Source organism: Arenibacterium halophilum (genome assembly GCF_005938225.1).
In the GTDB taxonomy this organism is placed as follows: Bacteria; Pseudomonadota; Alphaproteobacteria; order Rhodobacterales; family Rhodobacteraceae; genus Arenibacterium; species Arenibacterium halophilum.
Map to the genome: position 1 here is coordinate 92,438 of NZ_VCPC01000008.1, position 19,421 is coordinate 111,858.

Annotated in this window: 19 protein-coding genes and 1 pseudogene; 5 read left to right on the top strand and 15 right to left on the bottom strand. The window is 62.8% G+C overall.

Going from position 1 to position 19,421, the window contains the following annotated elements:
• Window positions 1-79: 79 nt before the first annotated feature.
• A complete protein-coding gene (locus FGK64_RS21670) occupies window positions 80-1,060 on the bottom strand; it encodes a TAXI family TRAP transporter solute-binding subunit (protein ID WP_171054191.1) in 981 nt (326 codons plus the stop codon).
• Window positions 1,061-1,110: 50 nt separating this feature from the next.
• Window positions 1,111-1,956: an IclR family transcriptional regulator gene (locus tag FGK64_RS21675; protein ID WP_138865950.1), complete on the bottom strand. Its 846-nt coding sequence runs from the start codon at window positions 1,954-1,956 to the stop codon at window positions 1,111-1,113.
• Between the two features lie 145 nt (window positions 1,957-2,101).
• Between FGK64_RS21675 and FGK64_RS21680 the strand changes: the two genes are divergently transcribed.
• A complete protein-coding gene (locus tag FGK64_RS21680; protein WP_138865951.1) occupies window positions 2,102-2,821 on the top strand; it encodes an SDR family oxidoreductase in 720 nt (239 codons plus the stop codon).
• An 81-nt stretch (window positions 2,822-2,902) separates the two neighbouring features.
• Window positions 2,903-4,561: a hypothetical protein gene (locus FGK64_RS21685; protein ID WP_138865952.1), complete on the top strand. Its 1,659-nt coding sequence runs from the start codon at window positions 2,903-2,905 to the stop codon at window positions 4,559-4,561.
• 109 nt (window positions 4,562-4,670) lie between these two features.
• Here FGK64_RS21685 and FGK64_RS21690 read toward each other — a convergent pair whose 3' ends face one another.
• From FGK64_RS21690 to FGK64_RS21715, 6 genes are read right to left on the bottom strand one after another with little or no spacing between them, the layout of a single operon-like run.
• The gene (locus FGK64_RS21690; RefSeq protein WP_138865953.1) at window positions 4,671-5,498 is read right to left on the bottom strand and encodes a sulfite exporter TauE/SafE family protein; all 828 of its coding nucleotides are present in this window, start codon (window positions 5,496-5,498) and stop codon (window positions 4,671-4,673) included.
• A 1-nt stretch (window position 5,499) separates the two neighbouring features.
• Window positions 5,500-7,293, bottom strand: coding sequence for a gamma-glutamyltransferase family protein (locus FGK64_RS21695; protein WP_138865954.1), 1,794 nt, complete (start codon window positions 7,291-7,293; stop codon window positions 5,500-5,502).
• Window positions 7,294-7,323: 30 nt separating this feature from the next.
• The gene (locus FGK64_RS21700; protein ID WP_138865955.1) at window positions 7,324-8,910 is read right to left on the bottom strand and encodes a tripartite tricarboxylate transporter permease; all 1,587 of its coding nucleotides are present in this window, start codon (window positions 8,908-8,910) and stop codon (window positions 7,324-7,326) included.
• A gap of 9 nt (window positions 8,911-8,919) precedes the next feature.
• Window positions 8,920-9,543, bottom strand: coding sequence for a hypothetical protein (locus FGK64_RS21705; RefSeq protein WP_138865956.1), 624 nt, complete (start codon window positions 9,541-9,543; stop codon window positions 8,920-8,922).
• Window positions 9,540-10,478, bottom strand: a complete 939-nt coding sequence (locus FGK64_RS21710) for a tripartite tricarboxylate transporter substrate-binding protein (protein ID WP_138865957.1) — start codon at window positions 10,476-10,478, stop codon at window positions 9,540-9,542. The genes FGK64_RS21705 and FGK64_RS21710 overlap by 4 nt, the downstream gene beginning before the upstream one ends.
• 40 nt (window positions 10,479-10,518) lie before the next feature.
• Complete coding sequence (locus tag FGK64_RS21715) at window positions 10,519-11,235, bottom strand: GntR family transcriptional regulator (protein WP_246057899.1); 717 nt, start codon at window positions 11,233-11,235, stop codon at window positions 10,519-10,521.
• A gap of 169 nt (window positions 11,236-11,404) precedes the next feature.
• Here FGK64_RS21715 and FGK64_RS21720 point away from each other — a divergent pair, with 169 nt between their 5' ends.
• Together FGK64_RS21720 and FGK64_RS21725 are read left to right on the top strand one after the other, a co-directional pair.
• Window positions 11,405-13,066, top strand: coding sequence for a gamma-glutamyltransferase family protein (locus FGK64_RS21720; RefSeq protein WP_138865959.1), 1,662 nt, complete (start codon window positions 11,405-11,407; stop codon window positions 13,064-13,066).
• A gap of 23 nt (window positions 13,067-13,089) precedes the next feature.
• A complete protein-coding gene (locus FGK64_RS21725) occupies window positions 13,090-13,536 on the top strand; it encodes a GAF domain-containing protein (protein WP_138865960.1) in 447 nt (148 codons plus the stop codon).
• Between the two features lie 182 nt (window positions 13,537-13,718).
• Here the strand turns inward: FGK64_RS21725 and FGK64_RS21730 are convergent, their stop codons facing one another.
• Window positions 13,719-14,132 carry a tripartite tricarboxylate transporter substrate-binding protein gene (locus tag FGK64_RS21730; protein ID WP_171054192.1) on the bottom strand — a complete coding sequence of 138 codons (414 nt, stop codon included), beginning with the start codon at window positions 14,130-14,132 and terminating at the stop codon, window positions 13,719-13,721.
• A gap of 36 nt (window positions 14,133-14,168) precedes the next feature.
• Between FGK64_RS21730 and FGK64_RS21735 the strand changes: the two genes are divergently transcribed.
• Window positions 14,169-14,858 carry an IS6 family transposase gene (locus tag FGK64_RS21735; protein ID WP_138865962.1) on the top strand — a complete coding sequence of 230 codons (690 nt, stop codon included), beginning with the start codon at window positions 14,169-14,171 and terminating at the stop codon, window positions 14,856-14,858.
• A gap of 187 nt (window positions 14,859-15,045) precedes the next feature.
• Here FGK64_RS21735 and FGK64_RS22790 read toward each other — a convergent pair whose 3' ends face one another.
• The 6 genes and pseudogenes from FGK64_RS22790 to FGK64_RS21760 all read right to left on the bottom strand — a co-directional run.
• Window positions 15,046-15,588, bottom strand: coding sequence for a tripartite tricarboxylate transporter permease (locus tag FGK64_RS22790; protein WP_281280433.1), 543 nt, complete (start codon window positions 15,586-15,588; stop codon window positions 15,046-15,048).
• Complete coding sequence (locus FGK64_RS22855; protein ID WP_425456653.1) at window positions 15,579-15,941, bottom strand: tripartite tricarboxylate transporter permease; 363 nt, start codon at window positions 15,939-15,941, stop codon at window positions 15,579-15,581. Before FGK64_RS22855 ends, FGK64_RS22790 begins: the two co-directional genes overlap by 10 nt.
• A gap of 28 nt (window positions 15,942-15,969) precedes the next feature.
• A pseudogene (locus FGK64_RS21745) lies at window positions 15,970-16,726 on the bottom strand (IS5 family transposase).
• A gap of 77 nt (window positions 16,727-16,803) precedes the next feature.
• Window positions 16,804-17,655, bottom strand: a complete 852-nt coding sequence (locus FGK64_RS21750; RefSeq protein ID WP_138865963.1) for an amidohydrolase family protein — start codon at window positions 17,653-17,655, stop codon at window positions 16,804-16,806.
• Between the two features lie 2 nt (window positions 17,656-17,657).
• A complete protein-coding gene (locus tag FGK64_RS21755) occupies window positions 17,658-18,725 on the bottom strand; it encodes a mandelate racemase/muconate lactonizing enzyme family protein (protein ID WP_281280434.1) in 1,068 nt (355 codons plus the stop codon).
• Between the two features lie 65 nt (window positions 18,726-18,790).
• On the bottom strand, window positions 18,791-19,421 hold a 631-nt coding region (locus FGK64_RS21760), incomplete at its 5' end, for a 5-dehydro-4-deoxyglucarate dehydratase (RefSeq protein WP_138865965.1).

The following is a 19,421-nucleotide window of genomic DNA, read 5'->3' on the forward strand; positions in this document are numbered from 1 at the left end:
ATTGCGGCGGCCCGATACTGGGCTACCACCAATTGCAGAGTCGGAACGACGCGCGCGGCGGGTGCCGCGCGCGCATCGGTCAGGACTTGAGAAGCCCGATTTCGCGCCAGTATTGCTCGGCCCCCGGATGCAGGGGGATGCGAATACCGTTCAGCGCCATCTCGTCGGTCAGTTCCTTGTAGGACGGGTGCGCCTGAATCAGCCGGTCGCGGCTTTCCCATGTGGCCTTGGTCAGCGCATAGATGGTTTCATCCGCGACATCCTCGTGGGTGACCACCTGTGTCACCGACCCGGCGGTGACGACCTCCTTGTCCTGCCCGATGAAGGTGCCCGCGGGGACGACCATACGCTCGTAATTGAACTTCTCGCTCAGGCGCTCGACCAGATCGTCGTCCATTCCCAGCAGATGACCATCTGCGGTCGAGAGGATTTCGTTGATTGTCGAATGCGGGATCGACCCGATGACATTCGCCGCCGAGACCACGCCGTCTTTGAACAGGCTCGACATCTCGGGGTAGTCGGTGTTCACCTCTTCGATCTGGTCCGCGATGCCTACTTCGTTGACGATGTTGCGGAAGGCCGCAAGCCCTGTCATGCCCGCGCGCCCGGGCGCCACGGATTTGCCTGCAAGATCGGCGTAGCTTTTGATGTCGGGCTTGGCCACGATGCTGAAGTAGGCGGCATTGGTGGACATGATGGCGCGCAAGCCGGGGATGGCCCGGCCCTCGAAGGCCAGCGTGCCTTTTTGCGCGGCGGTGACATCCATGGCAAAGGAATAGGCGATGTCGATCTTGCCACGTCCGACGCCCTGCAGGTTGGCAAGGCTGCCGCCGGGGGTGACGGTGGTGGAAATATCAGGCCAGAGGCCCTTGGCGATTTCGGCCATGGTGGCCGCGCCCAAGTACCAGGCCCCGCCTTGTCCGCCGCCAACCAGGGTTAGATAGTCCGGCGCATCGGCAGCCCGTGCCAGTGTCCCGGCAAGCGATGTACCCGCTGCAAGACCCGCCACAGAGCCAAGTCCCCTGCGCACGAACGCGCGTCGGTTCAGTGTATTCGCCATGTCTTCTCCTCCCATTTAGAATGATGGCTTTTGCGTATGTCAGGCCGGGGTCAGAAGGCCTCGCGCTCCCGTCGCGGGGGCAGCTGACCGACCCATTCGCTGGCTTGAAAATCGTTGGCCAATTGCACCAGCCGCTCGCCCAGATCGTCCAGGGTGTCGGCGGGCAGCCGGTGCGACGGGCCGCCACAGTTGAAGGCGGCCAGTGTTTCCGACGACAGGCGCACCGGGGCGCCGACCGCGTTGACGTCATGCTCCCAGCTGCCAATCGCGCGGCAATAGCCTCGCTCGCGGTATTCGACCATGGCCTGGTTGAAGACGTCGCGCACCTCATCGATCTGGTCGGGATGCTGGCGCGCATAAAGGTCAAGGATTTCCCGGCGCTCATCCAGTCGCGCGGCGGCGAAATAGGCCCGGCCCATTGCCGTGGTCGCCATCGGCAGGCGCGAGCCGATATCCAGCGGCAAGGCGCTGACGGTCCGGTTGCGCGACCGTTCGATCAAAACCATCGACAGCCCGTCCCGCAGCCCAAGTGAAACCGTCCCGCCGGACAGGTTTGCGAGGTCGTGCATCAGGGGCGACGCCACGTGCCGGCGATCGACATTCGCCAGCACCGGATAACCGAGCGTCAGGATCCGCGGGTGCAATTGGTAGTGGCCGATGTCCTCGCGGAACGACAGGTATCCAAGTTTCATCAACGTATGCGTCAGCCGGGTGATCGTTGATTTCGGCAACCCGGTGCTCCGCGTCAGATCGCCCGCCGACATGGTCACCCTGTCAGGGCTGAAGGCCGCAAGGACCGACAGACCGCGCGCAAGGCTCGTCACGAAGTGACGGTCTTTCTCTTCCTGCGCGTCTTGTACTTGGGTGCCCTTGGGGGCGGGGTCGGTTACGTCCATCAAAGCCCTCCGGGCCGCTTGCTCTCTGCTTGATCGTTGCGAAACGCTGGCATAGCGTCAGCAGTAAGTCAAAAAAATAGTACACAGTACTGCACTGCAGTACGTATATTCTGCAATGCAGTCCTGAGCGCGGAGGAAGATCTTGATGCAACGCCCGGTTACCGTTGTCACTGGCACGACCCGAGGAATCGGCGCGGCCACCGCCCATATGCTGGCAGAGGCAGGTCATTGTGTTATCGGCACGGGCCGGAAGCGCCCCGAAAACACGCCCGGCCCGTTTTACGAGGTGGATTTCGCCGACGCAGATGCGACGGCAGAGGTGCTGGCGCGAATCGTTGCGGAACATGAGGTCGATCATCTGGTGAACAACGCGGGTGTGTCGCAGGCGCGCAGCCTTGAAGATACCACCGTCGCCGATATGGATCTGCACTATCAGGTCAATCTGCGGGCCGCGGTGCAATGCACCCAGGCGGTGGTGCCGGGAATGAAAGCCAAGGGGCGCGGCCGGATCGTCAACCTGTCCAGCCGGGTCGTGCTGGGCCGGGCAGATCGCACGCCCTACGCGGCGGCAAAGGCGGGGTTGCTAAGTCTGTCGCGGGGCTGGGCGCTGGAACTGGCCGCGTTCGGGATCACGGTCAACACCATCGCACCCGGCCCGGTGCGCACCGCACTGTTCGATCGGAACCATCCGCCAGGATCTGAGGCGTATAACGCGCTGTTGAAAACCGTGCCAAGCGGGCGGTTCGGCACCCCGGAAGAAATTGCCGCGCCGATCGCGTTCCTGCTGTCGGATGGTGCCGCCTATATCAACGGGCAGGTTCTGTATGTCTGCGGCGGCGCCAGCGTTGGCTCTGCGCCAGTCTGATCTGGTCTGCAAAATTCCGCATGTCATAGTTTCGCCGGGATCGGGCGCGATACTGGCCTTCTGTTTTTATAGAGGGCATTCATGCGACATCTGGCCATTTTCGCCACACTATGGATGGCTTTGTGCCCATCGCTTGCGACGGCAGAAGCGCCTATTTCGTCTGATCCAGACGCCCTGAGATCCTTGGTGTACGCGGGCGACATCTCCCGCGTGGACGCGGCGCTGGTGGCCGCCCAGCTTGCGGTGGAAGAGGGCGACCTGGACGCCGAAAAGAACCGTCAACTCTACACGATCTTTGCGGTGACCCATCCCGATGTAATCGCCTTTACCCAGGATTGGCTTGCGGCCAGGCCTGACTCGGCGCAGGCCAAGGTGGCCCGGTCGCTGGTTCTTTCGAACGCCGCCTGGATCGTGCGCGGGGAAAGGGCGCTCCGCCACACCCACCCCGAAGCGGTCGAAAAATTCGGGGGCTTGCGGGCACAGGCGGCGGACCTTGCGCAGGCCGCCTATAAGGCCAACCCGAAATTTCTGCCGGCATCGGATGCCGTCATAACGCTCGGCGCGCTTGCGTATGACAAGACCTATGCGATGGAGGTGTTTCACGCGGTCATGGAGACGACGCCGAACTGGGGCACGCTGACCCGCGCGTTCGGCTTTGCGAACAGGGGCTGGGGCGGTGATGCTCAGATCGTCGAGGCGATCTGCGACTATTACGCACCCAAGGTTGATCTGGGCGACCGCGACAGCGCGCGATATTGCCGGATCCAGTTTCTGGTCGAGGGGAAACCCTATAATGGCTGGTCGCAGATGGCGCTTGATCTGATGCCGCCTGCCGGGGAGGACAGTTGGATCGACGGGCTGCGGTTCACCGCCCGGCTGAACAACCATCCGATGGACCGGGCCGAAGCCGAGGCGCTGCGCGATATCGTTGTGGAACAGGGCTTCGACAGCCTGCGTTGGGCAACATATTACGACCAGTACATAGCCTACCGGTGGGCGTTCGACACCCAGACGGAACGGACCCTACAAAAGGTCAAGGTGGGAGCGCTGGCGGCGCTGGAGCACGATCCGTTCAACCCCGAACTGCTCGACATACTGGCCCGGCAGTCGCATGAGGTTACGAAGGTCGAGATAGAGGTCGATGGCAAGATCCAGACTGGCACCCGCCATACGCCGATCGCGGATTCGCCCAGCCCCGAGCAGGAATTCGACTATCTGCGGCGCAAGGTTGTCGTGGCGCCCTACGATCCCGAAAACTGGCAGAAGCTGGCTTTGTTGTTCAAGGTCGAGAGCCTTCGTGGACGTGACGAGCTTGCGGATTTGGCTCTGTGGGAAGGGTATCTTGTCAACGCGGTCTACTACAGCAACTACCAGCTCGAGTATCTGACGAACTATGCCCAGCGAAAGATCCAGCAGCTTGAGAGCTACGAGCAGCTGGAACCGGGAATGGCGGGTCTGAACGGGTGGTACAGGGCAATCCAGCAGCTGGATCGCACCACGGATATCGTGTGTCCGATCGTTCGGATCGGCATCCTGATCTACGCGGTGGCACAGTATACCGGGCAAAACCCCGGGCTTGATACGGGTACTGTACAGGTCATCGACGGGCTGACCGCAGAAGCGGAAGCGGACGATCTGTGCCCGGGCATGTTGTCTGCACAGCCACAGGACCTGGCGTTTGCCCCGGTCGAGATGGATATGATGGGGCAGGTCTTTCCGTTTATCTTGGCTGCGAAATAGCGGTCTGTTCTTCTATGTTCACGCATTTGGCCGGTCTGGAAGGCTCTCAGACCGGGTCTGACCGTGCACCCGGCCATCTGAAGAACCGCCCGCGACGGCGATCGACCGGTCAGGTCAGCGACCGGAGCAGGTCCAGCGCCATCCGGACCGAGGTTACGGCAAGGAACAGCCCAAAGAACAGCCGCAGCACACGTTGCGGAATGGCGTGGGCGATCTTCACGCCGACACGGGCGAAAACAGTGGTCAGCGGAATGATGACCGCCGCGGCCAGCAGGTTGACATAGCCCAGCGAGAAGGGCGGCAACCCTTCGGCGCCCAGCCCGGTCAGCACGTAGACAACCGTAGCCGGAAGGCCGATCACCAGCCCGATTGCGGCCGAGGTGCCAACGGCCTTGCGGATGTCGTAGCCCAGAAAATTCAGCAGCGGCACGCAGACGGTGCCGCCACCGATGCCCATCATCGACGATACCGTGCCCGCAAACACGCCGAAGCCCGCCCAGACGGGTTTGGAGAAGCTGCGCGGGGTGGTGCCGTCGGACTGGCGCGCAAAGATCATGTTCAGCGCCACGACGGCGGCGATCACCGCGAAAACCCCCATCATGATGCGCCCGTCGATCAGGCCACCGGCGGCCGACCCGATCAAAACACCAACAAGGATGGACGGGGCCCAGAGCTTCAGCAGCGAAAAGTCCACCGCGCCCTTGCGATAGTGTCCGCTGGCCGACGACAGCGAGGTGAAGATGATCGTCGCCAGCGATGTCCCGACCGAGACCTGCATGATCAGCCCGGGTTCCATGTCGGTGAAGGACAGCGCGAAGTAAAGCGCAGGCACGATGACGATGCCGCCACCAACGCCCAGAAGCCCGGCCAGGATTCCGCCCGCAACACCAGCGCTGACTGCAATGGCGATCAGAGTCAACAGCGTTCCCTGATCCATCTCAGCGCCCCACGGCGTAGGCTTGCATCAGGCGCGGCGTGGCACCGGCGCGCAGCAGGCCGTCTTCGTCGCGGATTGCGGCTGTCAGCCGCCCCACGGACCAAGGCGCCGACACGGTGACGGTGTGGCCGCGGCTGCGCAGATCGGCGATCACGTCCTCTCCGATGGCAGGTTCGATCATCATCGTGCCCGGATTGGCCTTGCGCGGATAGAACGACCCCTGGAAGTGCTGGGAATGGAACAGCGGGGCGTCGATGCCTTCCTGAATGTCCAGCCCGTGATGGACCAGCCGCAGGAACCAGATCAGTTGCCACTGATCCTGCTGATCGCCGCCGGGGGTGCCCATCACCAGCCACGGCTTGCCGTCTTTCTTGACCAGCGAGGGCGTCAGCGTGGTCCGTGGGCGGCGCCCCGGGGCCAGCGAGGACGGCAGGCCATCTTCGAGCCAGAACATCTGGGCGCGCGTGTTCAGCGGAAAGCCAAGGCCCGGAACGACCGGCGCACTTTGCAGCCAGCCGCCCGAAGGCGTGGCGCTGACCATGTTGCCCCAGCGGTCGATGATATCCAGGTGCACCGTATCGCCCTTGCGTTCGGTCAGATGTGCCATTGTCGGCTCGCCCACGCTGGCGCCGGTGCCGGCCTTGAACTCGCGCGCTGCTCGGGCAATCGCGGCATCGGCCCAGTGTTCATAGCCCGGGATACGGCCCGGGCGTTGATCGGTCGAGGCCTGCGCCATGTCGATCAGCGCCGCGCGGTCGCGGGCATAGTCGCGCGACAGCAATGTCTCCAGCGGGATCTCGGTGAAATCGGGATCGCCGTAATAGGCTTCGCGGTCGGCATAGGCCAGCTTTATCGCCTCGATCACAAGATGCACGAAATCCGCGCCTATCGGGTCCATGGCGGCGAGGTCGAAGTTTTCGAGGATCCGCAGCGCCTGCAACAGCACCGGCCCCTGCCCCCAGGGGCCCGTCTTGCAGATAGAATATCCGTGATAGTCGATCTCGACCGGCGCTTCGTAGTGCGCCTGCCACCCTTCGATGTCGGCGCGTGTCAGCAGGGCACGGTTGCGCGATCCGGTGACATCGGCAACCTCGGCCGTGGCCAGATAATCCTCGATCGCGTCCACCACGAAGCCGCGCCGCCACAACTCGCGCGCGGCATCGATGAGGCCCTCGCGGGTGTCGCCTTTTGCCTCATCAACGAGGCGCTGATAGGTCGTGGCCAGATCGGGGTTCTTGAACAATGCGCCGGGGGCGGGAACCTGCCCGCCCGGGGTCCAGACGGCGGCAGAGGTCGGCCATTCCTCGGCCAGGAAAGGGGCGATGCCCTCGATCACCTTGGACACCCCGGCCAGCATCGGGTGGCCGTCGCGGGCATAGGTGATGGCAGGGGCCATGACCTGCGCAAGATCCATCGTGCCATGGTCGCGCAACAGCTGCATCCAGCCGTCAAAGGCACCGGGGACCACGCCGGGCAGAAGACCAGAGCCGGGGATCAGCTCGAGCCCCAGTTTCTCGAACACCTCAATTGTCGCGGCGGCGGGGGCCGTACCCTGCGCGCAGAGCACCTGCGTCTGGTCCGCTCCGGCATCGTGGAAGATCACCGGCAAATCCCCCGCTGGCCCGTTCAGGTGCGGTTCAACCACCTGCAGCACCAACCCGGCCGCAACAGCCGCATCAAAGGCATTGCCGCCCTGTTCAAGGATACCGAACCCCACCGCCGAGGCGATCCAGTGCGTGCTGGTCACCATGCCAAAGCTGCCGCGGATTTCGGGACGGGTTGTAAAGCCACTCATGGCGGGTCCTTTCGGAATTGGGGGGCAGGATCAGGCCCGGCGGGCCTGACGCACCATGCGGATCAGAAGGAAGGCAGACACCGCCAGCATGCCAAGCGCAATAGGCGATTTCAGCAGGAAGAAGGGATCGCCACCCGAGGCGGTGAAGGCCCCGCGCACCAGCCCTTCGAGAGTCGGGGCCAGCAGAAAGCCGATGACGAAAGGCAGGATCGACACGTCCAGCCGCCGCAGGCCATAGCCGATCAGCGAAAAGATCGCGGCGGTCAGCAGCCCCAGATAGCCACCATCCTGCGTATAGGCCGCGGTCAGCGACACGGTCAGGATCACCGGAAGGATGATCGACTTGGGGATTTTGACCAGATGCCCCAGAAGACCCATCAACATGCCGCCGAGGGTCCAGTTCCAGACGTTCGCGATGACCATCATGGTGAACATGCCGAAGGCGGTGACGAGGCCCGCGTTCATGATGGTGTCGAAACCTTCGACTTCGCGGATCGGGGTAAACTGGAACACCTGCGGGCCAAAGGCAAAGTCACCAATGGTTTCCACCGCAAGTATGATAAAGACGGCCGCCGAATTGCCCGGGATCCCAAGGCTCATCACCGGGATGAGGTTGGCGCCCGACACAGCGGAATTCGCGGATTCGGTGGCCACGACGCCCTCGGGCGTGCCCTTGCCGAATTCCTCGGGATGTTTCGAGGCGCGCCGCGCGCTGTCGTAGCTGAGCGTGGCAGCGGTGGTCGTTCCGATTCCCGGCAGCGCGCCGATCACCGTGCCGATGGAGGCGCCGCGCAAGATGGCAGGCAGCATCCGCGCCCGTTCGCCCCAGGTCAGCCGCGGCCCCATCTCGGGGCGCTTGGCCGGGCCCTCGGCCTGACTCGAGCGGTCGTTGCGCATGTCCTCGATCGACACGAGCACCTCGGAAATCACCAGCACCCCCAGAACCGCCGAGGTCAGCGGCAGCCCGTTGCCCAGTTCGGGCAGGCCAAAGGTCAGGCGCGGGCCATTGCCCGACATGGACGACCCGATCAGCGACACGAACATGCCCAGCAACCCGCCCAACAGACCCTTGAGCGGCGCCTGCCCCACGACGGCAGCCATGAAGCACAGCGACAGGATGATAAGCGCTGATTTCTCGGGCAGGCCAAGGATGCGTTCAACCGCCAGCGCGATGGCGGGTGCCGCGATGAAAAGCACAAGGTCGGAAAAGTTGTCACCCAGAACGGAGGAGAAATGCGCGGTCTGGATCGCCTTGCGACCCAGACCCTTCTGCGCCATCGGGTAACCGTCGAGCGTTGTCAGAAAGGCATCCGGCGTGCCGGGTGTTCGGAACAGGATCGCGGGCACCGCGCCGCCCACGGTCGCGCCTTTCATGATGCCCAGCAGACAGCCGAGCACCGGATAAAGCGCCTCGTTCCCGTAGCCGAAGATCGACACGAGGATCGGCAGCGCGATCGCCATGGCAAAAGGCCCGGACATGCCCGGCACCGCCCCGATGATGATGCCGATCAGCACGCCAATCAGCACCATACCAACCGGCAACAGCCAAAGCCCACCCTCGGGCCCCTGAAAGACCGACGATATACCAAGGCCGATATATTGAAACAGCAGATCCATGCGGTTGCCTCAGAGGTCGGCGTTCGGGGGCAGCTGGATATCGTTCAGCAGGCCGTCGAAAAGAAGGACAAGCACCGCCACCACGGCCACGGCGACAAGCACATGCCGCAGGCTCAGACGGTGACAGGTGATGCGGATAAATCCGCAGGTCAGCAGCACACCGCCTGCGAAGAATCCCGACACATCAAAGGGAAAGGTGGCCGAGGCCGCGCGGTAGCCGCTGAACTCGGTCAGCCCGACGGCATTGGTCAACGCGACAAGGCCCGTCCCGGCCCAGTTCATCGCCATCAGGGATGCGCCGGTCAGCAGGATGATCTGGCCCAGAAAGCCAAGGTTCGACAGCCCGATGTGGCCCACGGGTTCGCCGCTCGATCCCGCGCGCGGGCGCAGTTGCGACAGCACCAGAAGCACCGCCAACGGCACCATCAGCCCCACAAGGAGAACCGGAAAGAAGGCATCGCCGGGCACGGTGCGCCCGGTAAGGTTTTTCTGCAGAAAGCCGCTGCCGATGTCCCGCGGGAACCAGACCGTCAGGCACAGCGCGACGAAGGCAAGCGTGCCCAGGCCAAGCCAGAGGTTCCAGCTTCCGCCTTGCCGTATGTCGGCCTGATCTTCCGCGGGACGGCTGCTCATTCCGCGAGGGCCTTCATCATCTCGACGTTGGCGTCATAGGTTGTCAGGATCTGCTCGCGCAGTGCCTCGCCCTGCGTAATGATTGGTGCCGGCGGATACTGCTTTTCGATGAACTGACGGGTTTCGCTTTCGGGGTTGTTCAGGATCTCTGCAACAACGCCTGCGATCTCGTCCCGGATGTCATCGGGCAGGCCCGCGGGGGCGGTGATGATGTATTGATAGCCAAGGTTCAGATCGACACCGGCATCCTTCAGCGTCGGCTTTTCGGGGGCCAGTGCCACCGGGGTGGTTTCGGCCGAGGCCAAAATGTTCAGAACGCCCGCTTCAACCAGCGGCTTCTGCACACCGCCGCCCCAGCCCACATTTGCATCCATCGACACCAGCGCGTTCAGCGCTCCCTTGCCGCCTTTGGTGCGCAGGTGGTTGACGTTGATACCCAGCGCACGCGCCACGATTTCGGCGCCCGCTTCGACCTGCGTACCCCAGTTGGCCCAGACAATCTGCTCGCCCGCGTCAGCGGCGGCTTTCAGATCCGCAAGCGATTGCCAGCCGCTTTCGGCACGGGCCAGAACGGCCATCTGGGACCCGGCTGTCGTGGTGATATAGGTGAAATCCTCGGGCGACAGGTTGTCGCTGTTCATCGGTGCGAAATCATAGGTCGTGGTGATCGCAAAGCCCAGGGTCTGGCCATCGGCCGCTTCGCCCTTCAGCTGGGCGGACATTACCGTGCCGTCTTCGCCGGCCTTGTTCTCGGGCAGGATTTTCCAGCCGCGCAAGGCTTCGATCTCTTTGGCAAGCGTGCGGCCCTGCACATCGGTGCCGCCGCCGGCGCCATAGCCGATCCACAGGCGGATCGGCCCGTCGGGGTTCCACTCGGCAAAGGCGGGCGCGGCCAAAAGCGTCAGGGCCGCGGTCATAATCAGGGTCTTCTTCATATCAGTATCTCCACTGTTGTCGTTTGTTGGCTATGGTCCGTCACAGGACCGACTTGCGTTCCACCAGTTGCATGGGCCTGTGCCCGCGCGGCAGTTCGAACCGCTGCACGATCTGAAGCCGGTCGTCGCGGTCAAATTCATAGGCATCCCACAGCATCCCGACATGCGGCGCGGCAAGGTCGAGCGCATCGCAGGCAGTGCGCGACAAAAGCTCGGCGCAGGCGGCATGGCGCACGCGCGCGATGCGGATACCGTAGCGTTCCCAGAGGATCCGGTGATACGACGCCCCGTGCAGCGTTTCCCTGCGGTCGTGGGGCATGTCCTCGGTGTGTTCGCACCGGGTGTAAAAGCTGCTGAAGGCCGGGGATTCGCCCGTCACCCAGACAAGCCGGTCGATCCGTATCACCTCGTCGGCATCGAAATCGGCCAGAAGTGGCCCGAAGGAAGATGTCTGCACTCGGCTGACGCGCAGCACGCGGGTAAAGGGCATCATCTCTTCGCCGGTCACCGGGTCGGTAAAGCGATAGATGTGGACTTCGGGCACCTGGTTGCTGGCCTCGGCAATGAAACTGCCCAGTTTACGCCGCCGCACCACCAGCCCTTCTTCGACCATCTGTGCCAGCGCCTTCTGTACGGTCGACAGACCCACAGGCAATGCGGCGCAGATTTCGGTCTCCTTTGGCAGGTGCCCGCCGGGCGCATAGGCCCCGGACTGGATGCAGGCGGTGAAGGCCTCGGTCAGGCGCTGATACTTCACCGGCCGATCCTCGGCCGCTTTCCAACGGGCCAGCAAAGGCTCAAGTGACAATTTGTTGGGCGTCGCGTTCATATAACAACGCTAGTATCTCGGCTTTTGGCTTGTCAACTACGTAGTTAACGATCTAATATTAGAAATATATCAACATTAACGGCAGCGGGACCGAAAGATGAAAAATTGGGCAGTCGCCACCGGGCATCCTTTGGGAACGCAGGCCGCTGAACGAATCCTGCGGGCGGGGGGCAATGCAGTCGACGCTGGCGTGGCCGCCGGGCTGACCCTCGGCGTGGTGCAGCCCGATCTTGTGTCTGTTGCCGGAGTTGCCCCGATCATTATGTATGATGCCGCGACCGGCGCCGTGACCACACAGGATGGCATCGGTGGCTGGCCCGCCGCGGCGGATGTCGACCGGATGCACCGCGATCACGGCGACCACGTGCCCGAGGGACTCCTGCGCACGGTGATTCCCGCCGCTCCTGCCAGCTGGATCAAGGCACTGTCCGATCATGGCACGATGACCTTCGCCGACATCGCGCAGGAAGCCCGGTCTGCCGCCCGAGACGGGTTCGAGGTCTATCCCCTGTTGGCCGATTTCATCGCCGCGCGCCGCGACAAATATGGCCGCTTTCCGTCAACCGCCGCGATTTTCCTGCCCGGTGGCGAACCGCCCCGCGCGGGCGACATCTTCGTGCAGCACGACCTAGCCTGGACGCTCGACCAGATGGTTGCCGCCGAAACCGCCTGCTCCGGTGACCGCCGCGCCGGGCTGGCCGCCGCCCGCGCGGCCTTTTACGAAGGGCCGGTGGCCCAGAAGATCACGGAATTCCATGCCGCAAATGGCGGATTGCTAACTGCTGTCGATCTGGCGGGCTATGCGGTGCGCAGCGAACCCTCGCTGCCGATTTCCTTCCGTGGGGCGCAGGTGCATTGCTGCGGCGCCTGGTGTCAGGGGATCTCGATGGCCGAAACCCTTGCGATGATCGAAGTCGCCGGGCCAGAGGCCGCTTACCGCGATGGCCGGCTCGATCTGCACTTCCTTCTTGAGGTGCTGAAGCGCGTCTTCGCCGACCGCGAGGCCTATGTGACCGATCCGGACTATATGAACATCCCGCCCGAGGCACTTCTGGACCCTGCATTTCTTGCCGACCGGCTGGCCAGCATTGGCCCCACCTCCGACCCCCTGCCCGCTCCCGGACCTGCCCTGAAACCCGATGACGACAGAGACGCGCCCTTCCGTGTCGGCTGTGCCGACACTACCCATGTCAGCGTGATCGACAGTGCGGGGAACATCTTTTCCGCCACGCCAAGCGATCCCAGTTACGACACCGTCGTGATCCCCGGCACCGGGCTGTCAGTGTCGTCGCGCGGGTCGCAGTCGCGCAGTATCCCCGGCCATCTGAACGCGCTGGCCCCGGGCAAGCGACCCCGGCTGACGCCCAATCCGGTTCTGGCGTTGAAAGACGGCAAGCCCTGGATGGCGCTTGGCACCCCTGGCGGCGATGTGCAGGTGCAGGCGATGATTCAAGTGCTGCTGCACCTTCTGGATGGCGGACTAAGCGCCGAAAAGGCCGTGCGCGCGCCCCGCGTCGCCACCTATGCTTTCCCCGGCAGCTTCGCGCCGCACAACGTACACCCCAACCGGGTGCTGTATGAAGCCGACCTCGACCCCACGCAGGTTGCCGATCTGAAGGCACGCGGGCACGACCTCGAGGCCTGGCCGGAAACAACCTGGATGGCTGGCGGCATCTGCCTGGCGATGCGCGACGACACCGGCACCACCGCCGTCGCCGATGCACGCCGCGCGGGTACTGCCGCCACCGGACCGACCTGAACACATCGTTGGACGCCGATACAATGAATGACCTGATTGCCCTCTCTGACCCCTCCGTTCCGCTGGAAGACGCCTTTGCGATCTGTGACGCGAAGATCGAAAATGACCTCTTCACGGCAATGCGGTTCCATCCCGACACGATGGAGGTTGAACGGCTCTATTCGACCAACACCGCCGCCTATCCGGTGAGTGGGCGCAAGCCCAAGCGGTCCACGCCCTGGGGCGACAAGGTGCTGATCGCGCAAGAGCACAACTGCGGCCATGGCCCGGCCGACATCGCCTGGGCCTTTGACGATCACCAGAAGATCCTTGATCTCGGCCTTCTGGCGGTGCTGAACCTGCCGGTTGTCGCCGACGGCCGGACGCTTGGCACCATCAACTACCTGCGCGGCGGCCCGCCCTTTACCGAGGACGAGGTCACCACCGGTCAGGCCCTTGCCGCCGCGCTGGCCAGACGCGGAACGCTCTGATCGTATCACACCGATGCAAGGCACAGGCTCCTGACCAGTCCTGGCTCGGTTGATCGCCGCTCTGCATTGCCTGGTCATAGGGGCGCATCCCGATTTCTTTGAGGCATAAATATCCCGGGGGACTCCGGCACAGCCGGAGGGGGGCAGAGCCCACTCCGACATCTGCGAACGGGCGTACCCGTTTACTGAGGCTCGATCCCGGCGTTGCGGAAGATGTCGCCGTAGTTTTTGTACGTTTTGGTCATCTCATCGCGCGCGGCAGTGGCATCCAGATACATGATAGGAATGTTCGCCGTTCCGGTGACCTTGGCAAAGGTCCCGTCGCCCCCGGCCCTGGCCAGTGCATCCGACAGGCGCTGCACGATGTCCTGCGGCGTGCCCTTGGGCAGCATCAGCCCGGCGCGGCCGTCCATCGCCAGGTCATAGCCGAATTCGTTGATCGATTTCACCTCGGGCCAGGACGGCTGGCGGAAGGTGGTCAGCACGGCCAGCGTCTTGATGTCATCGGGAAACTTCGCGTGAATCCCGCCCGACATGGCCAGGACGGCCTGTTTGCCAAGGATCGCGTTGATCATCTCTCCGCTGGTTATTGCCAAGTTGATCGCGTTTTCCTTCTCGGATAGCGCGGCACCATGACCATACCGACCTCATTTCCGCGGCTGAAGGTCTTCCGTTTTCCTCGCGGAATCATCGCCTATCCGGTGGCGGTATATCATCGGTTTGCTGTCAGCACGGCGGATGTCGAGCATCTCTTGGCGGAGCGTGGCATTATCGTCAGTCTTGAAGCGGTTCGTCTCTGGGTGAACCGTTTCGGGTCTCAGTTCGCGATTTGTATCCGACGCGAACGTCCCGGGCCGCACGACAAATGGCATGTGGATGAAATGGTCGTCCCGATCAACGGCGTGAAACATTGGCTGTGGCGTGCAATAGCTGGCAATGGAGATGTGCTCGATATTCTGATTCAGCTTCGCCGCAATGCCAAAGCCGCAAAGCGTTTCTTCAGCCGACTGGTTGCTGCCTATGGCGTACCGCGCGTCGTGATCACGGACAAGTTGTGCAGCTATACCAAACCGATCAAGGCCGTCACGCCGGGCGCCGACCATCGGGCGCGCAAAGGGCTCAACAACCGGATCGAAAGGTCACACCGGCCGACGCGAAAGCGGGAAAAAATGATGGGTCGGTTCAAGTCACCGCGCCAAGCGCAACGATTTCTCGTCGCCCACGATCAAATCAGTACGATCTTTCGTCCCCGCCGCTATCGCCTTTCCACTCTCTCCTACCGCCATACCAGAGCCGACGGGAAGGTTATGTTGCCGAATTAATGGCCTGATTGCGCAGTCTGATGCTTATCTCAATCCACGTCGGATAACTTGGCAATGCCGTCCGAACGGATCGAGGCGCGGTGCGGGGTCCCCATGGCGGCGCGAACCTTCCACGCATTGGCCTATGAGATCATCGGAGCGGTGGAGGGCGAGAAGCCGCCCTTGAATCACCTTCCGCGCTCCATCGTCAGTGCTGCTCGCCCTTCAAGGCTTCGGCGGCCCGCTTGGCCCGGCGTGGGAAAGTGGAGTAAACCATCAGCAGCAGGAAAAAGCTCGAGACGACAAGGAAGGTCAGACTGATCGGGCGCTCAATGAACACCCCCGGATCACCCGACGACAGGATCATTGCGCGCCTGAGGTATTGCTCCATCAGCGGACCAAGGATGAAACCGAGGATCAGCAGCACCGGCTCGTAGTTAAAGTACCTCATGAGATAGCCAACCAGACCGAACAGGCACATCGTGTACAGGTCGAACGCGCTATTGTTGATGCTGTAGACGCCAATGCACACGAATATCACGATCGCAGGTCGCAGGTAGCGCCCGGGAATGCTCAGGAACTTTACCCAGATGCCGATCAACGGCAGGTTCAGTACGACCAGCATGATGTTGCCTACCCAAAAGCTGGCGATCAGCCCCCAGAAGATCTGCGGTTGTTCGCTGATAAGACGCGGGCCAGGCTGGATACCATGTATGATCAGCACGCCCAGCATCAGGGCCATTAACGGCATCGCCGGGAATGCCCAGTGTCAGCGTTGGCACGAAGGCGGTCTGCAGCGGCGTTGTTTGCAGATTCAGGCGCGGCAATGCCCTCAATCGCGCCCTTGCCGAAACGTTCGGGGTTCCGCGCGGCCCTTTTTTTCGGTGGCGTAGGCCATGAAGGACGCAAGGTTGGACCCCGCGCCCGGCAGCGCGCCGATGAACGACCCGATGCCGGCCCACGCATGAATGGCTTCAGCGACCTCGCCAGATCCTGACGTGTCGGTATCAGCTCTCGCATGAAAATTTTGTGGACAACGCGGTCATTGCCGCTTTTGCGCAGACTGCCGATCACTTCCGAGATGCCGAACAGGCCCATCGACAGGGCGACTAGACTCCAGACTCATTGATGGTCAAAGCCAGAACATGACGGTGGCAGCGAGAGCGACGGCGGAGAGGAAGACCTTTGGGCATCTATCGTAACGTGTCGCTACTCGCCGCCAGTCCTTCAACCTGCCGAATATGATCTCTATGCGGTTGCGTCGTCTGTAGCGTCGCTTGTCGTATTTGACGGGCTTACCGCGGGACTTCCGGCCCGGGATGCAGGGCCTGATCCCCTTGTCTTTCAGGGCGTCGCGGAACCAATCCGCATCATAGCCTCGGTCGGCGAGCAGCCAGTCCGCCCGAGACAGGCTGCTCAGCAGCGCGGCCGCACCGGTGTAATCGCCGACTTGGCCGGCCGTCATGAAAAACTTGAGTGGGCGGCCTCTGGCATCCGTGACGGCATGCAACTTGGTGTTCATACCGCCCTAAGTCCTGCCAATCAGGCGTCCACGCCCCCCGTTTTCGACCGCAGGCTCGACGCCGTGCGATGGGCTTTCAGATACGTCGCATCAATCATGAGCGTCTTCTGATCCGTTGCCCCCGAGGCCAATCCCTCGAAGACCCTGGCAAACACGCCTATCTCGCTCCAGCGCTTTCACCGGTTGTAGAGCGTCTTGCGCGGGCCATACTCCCGGGGCGCATCGCACAACCGCAACCCATTGCGGTTGATAAAGATTTGCCGCTCAGCACGCGCCGGTCATCGACCCTCGGCTTGCCATGGCTCTTGGGGAAGAACGGCTTCAACGGCTCCATCTGTTCGTCCGTCAGCCAGAAAAGATTGCTCATGATGCCCCCACATGTTTGGGAGCGTGAATCACGCCGACAGGACGGCATCAAGAAACTTAATGGGTCCTGACCCTAGGCTAAAATCCGAACAAGGCGGCCGGTGTGTCGCGAACCGTGCGGATCATCGTATCTTCATCCAACCAGCCCAGCACCGTATCGGTCAGGGCTGCATCATCTGGATACTCGGCTATGGACTTGGCCAGATTGTGCGGCCAATTGGTGCCCCAGATCAAGCGGTCTGATGCATGACCCGCAATCATGCGGGTCATCGCGGCAATGTCCGCGTACTCTGGCCCGACAGTCAGAGAGCTTTCATAGCAGCCGGCCAGCTTGTACCAGCATCGGCCCCCGTCGATCAGGCGGCGCAGGGCGTCGGCCTGCGGGCTGTCGGGGGTGACGCCTTTGAAAAACTTGCCGTGGTGGTCAAGGATCCAGTTGCTTTTCAGCGCGGCAAGTCTTGGTTCATGGTCCAGAATATCCGACCCATCGAACTGGACGGCCAGAACCCAGCCCTGTGCGGCGGCCTTGGCGTCGACCTCTTCCAGTTGCTCTAGCCCGATGGCGCCGCCGGGCAGGTCCATGATCCGGGCACCGACAACACCGGCGGCGGACAGGCGATCCAATTCGGTCTGCGTTGTTTCGCGGTCGATCACGGCCACGCCCCGTGCCCGGTCGGCAAGTTGGGCCAGACAGGCCAGAAGGCAGGAATTATCCCCCTGCTGTGCATTGCCCTGCGTGACGACGACGCGCGAAATGCCGATCCAATCCGCCATCTGCAAATACATGTCCGGCGTCGGCAGAGGATCGGGCGGGTTGCCGGGGCCGCCGGGCAGTGCGGGAAAACCGGGCAGATACATGTGGCACTGCGTGTCAATCGCCCCGTCGGGCAGACGGATCGCGGGGGGTGTACCGGTCAGCTTGCGGTCCATGCTCAGACCTCCTTGGAGACGAAGTCGCGTAGGGCGTCGCGGTTGATCTCGATCCCCAGGCCGGGACCATTGGGGATTGTGACCACTCCGCCTTCGTGTTCGATGGACTGTGTCACCACGGCCTGACGGAAAGGGTTGTCGGTGCGGTCGAATTCCAGGATCGGCTCGACCGGGTTGACGCGTACGGGCGAAGGCACCATCACCGCCATGAACTGAAGCGAGGCGGCGATCTGCACCGCGGTGCCCCAGACATGCGGCACCACACGGATGTTGTGCAGTGCGGCGAGGTCTGCGATCCGCTTCATTTCCGTGAACCCGCCGCAGCCACACAGGTCCGGCTGAAGGATGTCGACGGCGCGCGTTTCCACCGGTTCGCGCATGCCCCATCTACTGTGCCAAGTTTCGCCACCGGCCACGGGGATCGGCTGTTTGGCGCGGATTTCGCGGTAGGCCGCCAGATGTTCAGGTGTCACGGGCTCTTCGAACCAGTCGATGTCAAATTCGACGGCGGCCCGGCCAAGGCGGATCGCCTCGACCGTGTCGTAACCGTGATTGCCGTCGATCATAAGCCGCATGTCGGGGCCTATGGCCTCGCGCACGGCGCGGATGACGGCCATATCCTCGTCATGGCCGAAGCCGATCTTGATCTTCATGGCGTGAAAGCCCGCGTCCGCGTGGCGCGCGGCCTCATCCGCGTTATCGGTCACGCGGTCCACACCATCGCGCTTGAAAGCCCCGGTGGCATAGGCCCTCACGCTGTCGCGGAACCGTCCGCCCAACAGCGTGGACACCGGTACGCCAAAGTGCTTGCCCTTGATGTCCCACACCGCCACGTCGATCCCCGAAAGGGCGGTGACCGTCAGACCGCGCTGCCCCTGATCGCGCAAAGCGTTGTACAGCACCGCCCAAATCTTTTCGGTTTCCAACGGGTCCATGCCGACCAGCCAGCTCGCGTAGGTTTCGACGACCGCGCGGTTCGCGCGCGCTGGCCCAAGGCATTCGCCCCAGCCCACGGTGCCATCGTCGCAGATGACCTCGACCAGCAGATGTTGCCGACGATCAAACCGCATCGAGGCGCTTTCGAATGCGGTCTCAAGGCGATGTTCCAGAAGGTGCGTGCGAACGGCGTCGATTTTCATTTTTTGTATGGGGCAATCAGGTCCGCCATCATGCCCATCTCCTCGTCATTCAAGTCCGTCAGCGGACAGCGCACCGGCCCGGCGTCGAACCCCTGCAGGCGCACGCCGGCCTTGATCGCGGAGACAGCATAGCCTTTGGACCGGTTACGGATCTCCATGAAGGGATAGAAGAACCCGTTCAGGATCTCTTCGCAACGGGTCCGATTGCCCGCCCGCAGCGCGTCGTAGAATTCGATCGCCAGACCGGGGACAAAGTTGAACACGGCCGAAGAATAGGTGGTGAAGCCCGCGCCAAGGTAGGCTTCGGCAAAAAGTTCAGCCGTGGGCATGCCGCCCAGATACATCAACCGGTCACCCATCTTGGCAGTGACCTGCCGGACCAGCCCGATGTCGCCCGACCCGTCCTTGAACCCAATCAGGTTGGGGCAGTCGTCGCACAGCCGCGCCAGCGTGTCGGGTTGCAGGATGGAATTGTCGCGGTTGTAGACCATGACCCCGATTCCGATGGACTTGCAGACCTTTTTGACATGGGCGTAAAGCCCGTCCTGGGGCGCGTCGATCAGGTAGTGCGGGATCAGCAGGATGCCGTCGGCCCCGGCCTTTTCCGCCGCCTGGGCGATATCGACC

Bases quoted from the DNA above. Each gene is read 5' to 3' on its own strand.
- FGK64_RS21670 (WP_171054191.1), bottom strand. From the start codon at position 1,060: ATGGCGAATACACTGAACCGACGCGCGTTCGTGCGCAGGGGACTTGGC.
- FGK64_RS21675 (WP_138865950.1), bottom strand. From the start codon at position 1,956: ATGGACGTAACCGACCCCGCCCCCAAGGGCACCCAAGTACAAGACGCG.
- FGK64_RS21680 (WP_138865951.1), top strand. From the start codon at position 2,102: ATGCAACGCCCGGTTACCGTTGTCACTGGCACGACCCGAGGAATCGGC.
- FGK64_RS21685 (WP_138865952.1), top strand. From the start codon at position 2,903: ATGCGACATCTGGCCATTTTCGCCACACTATGGATGGCTTTGTGCCCA.
- FGK64_RS21690 (WP_138865953.1), bottom strand. From the start codon at position 5,498: ATGGATCAGGGAACGCTGTTGACTCTGATCGCCATTGCAGTCAGCGCT.
- FGK64_RS21695 (WP_138865954.1), bottom strand. From the start codon at position 7,293: ATGAGTGGCTTTACAACCCGTCCCGAAATCCGCGGCAGCTTTGGCATG.
- FGK64_RS21700 (WP_138865955.1), bottom strand. From the start codon at position 8,910: ATGGATCTGCTGTTTCAATATATCGGCCTTGGTATATCGTCGGTCTTT.
- FGK64_RS21705 (WP_138865956.1), bottom strand. From the start codon at position 9,543: ATGAGCAGCCGTCCCGCGGAAGATCAGGCCGACATACGGCAAGGCGGA.
- FGK64_RS21710 (WP_138865957.1), bottom strand. From the start codon at position 10,478: ATGAAGAAGACCCTGATTATGACCGCGGCCCTGACGCTTTTGGCCGCG.
- FGK64_RS21720 (WP_138865959.1), top strand. From the start codon at position 11,405: ATGAAAAATTGGGCAGTCGCCACCGGGCATCCTTTGGGAACGCAGGCC.
- FGK64_RS21725 (WP_138865960.1), top strand. From the start codon at position 13,090: ATGAATGACCTGATTGCCCTCTCTGACCCCTCCGTTCCGCTGGAAGAC.
- FGK64_RS21735 (WP_138865962.1), top strand. From the start codon at position 14,169: ATGACCATACCGACCTCATTTCCGCGGCTGAAGGTCTTCCGTTTTCCT.
- FGK64_RS22790 (WP_281280433.1), bottom strand. From the start codon at position 15,588: ATGCCGTTAATGGCCCTGATGCTGGGCGTGCTGATCATACATGGTATC.
- FGK64_RS21750 (WP_138865963.1), bottom strand. From the start codon at position 17,655: ATGGACCGCAAGCTGACCGGTACACCCCCCGCGATCCGTCTGCCCGAC.
- FGK64_RS21755 (WP_281280434.1), bottom strand. From the start codon at position 18,725: ATGCGGTTTGATCGTCGGCAACATCTGCTGGTCGAGGTCATCTGCGAC.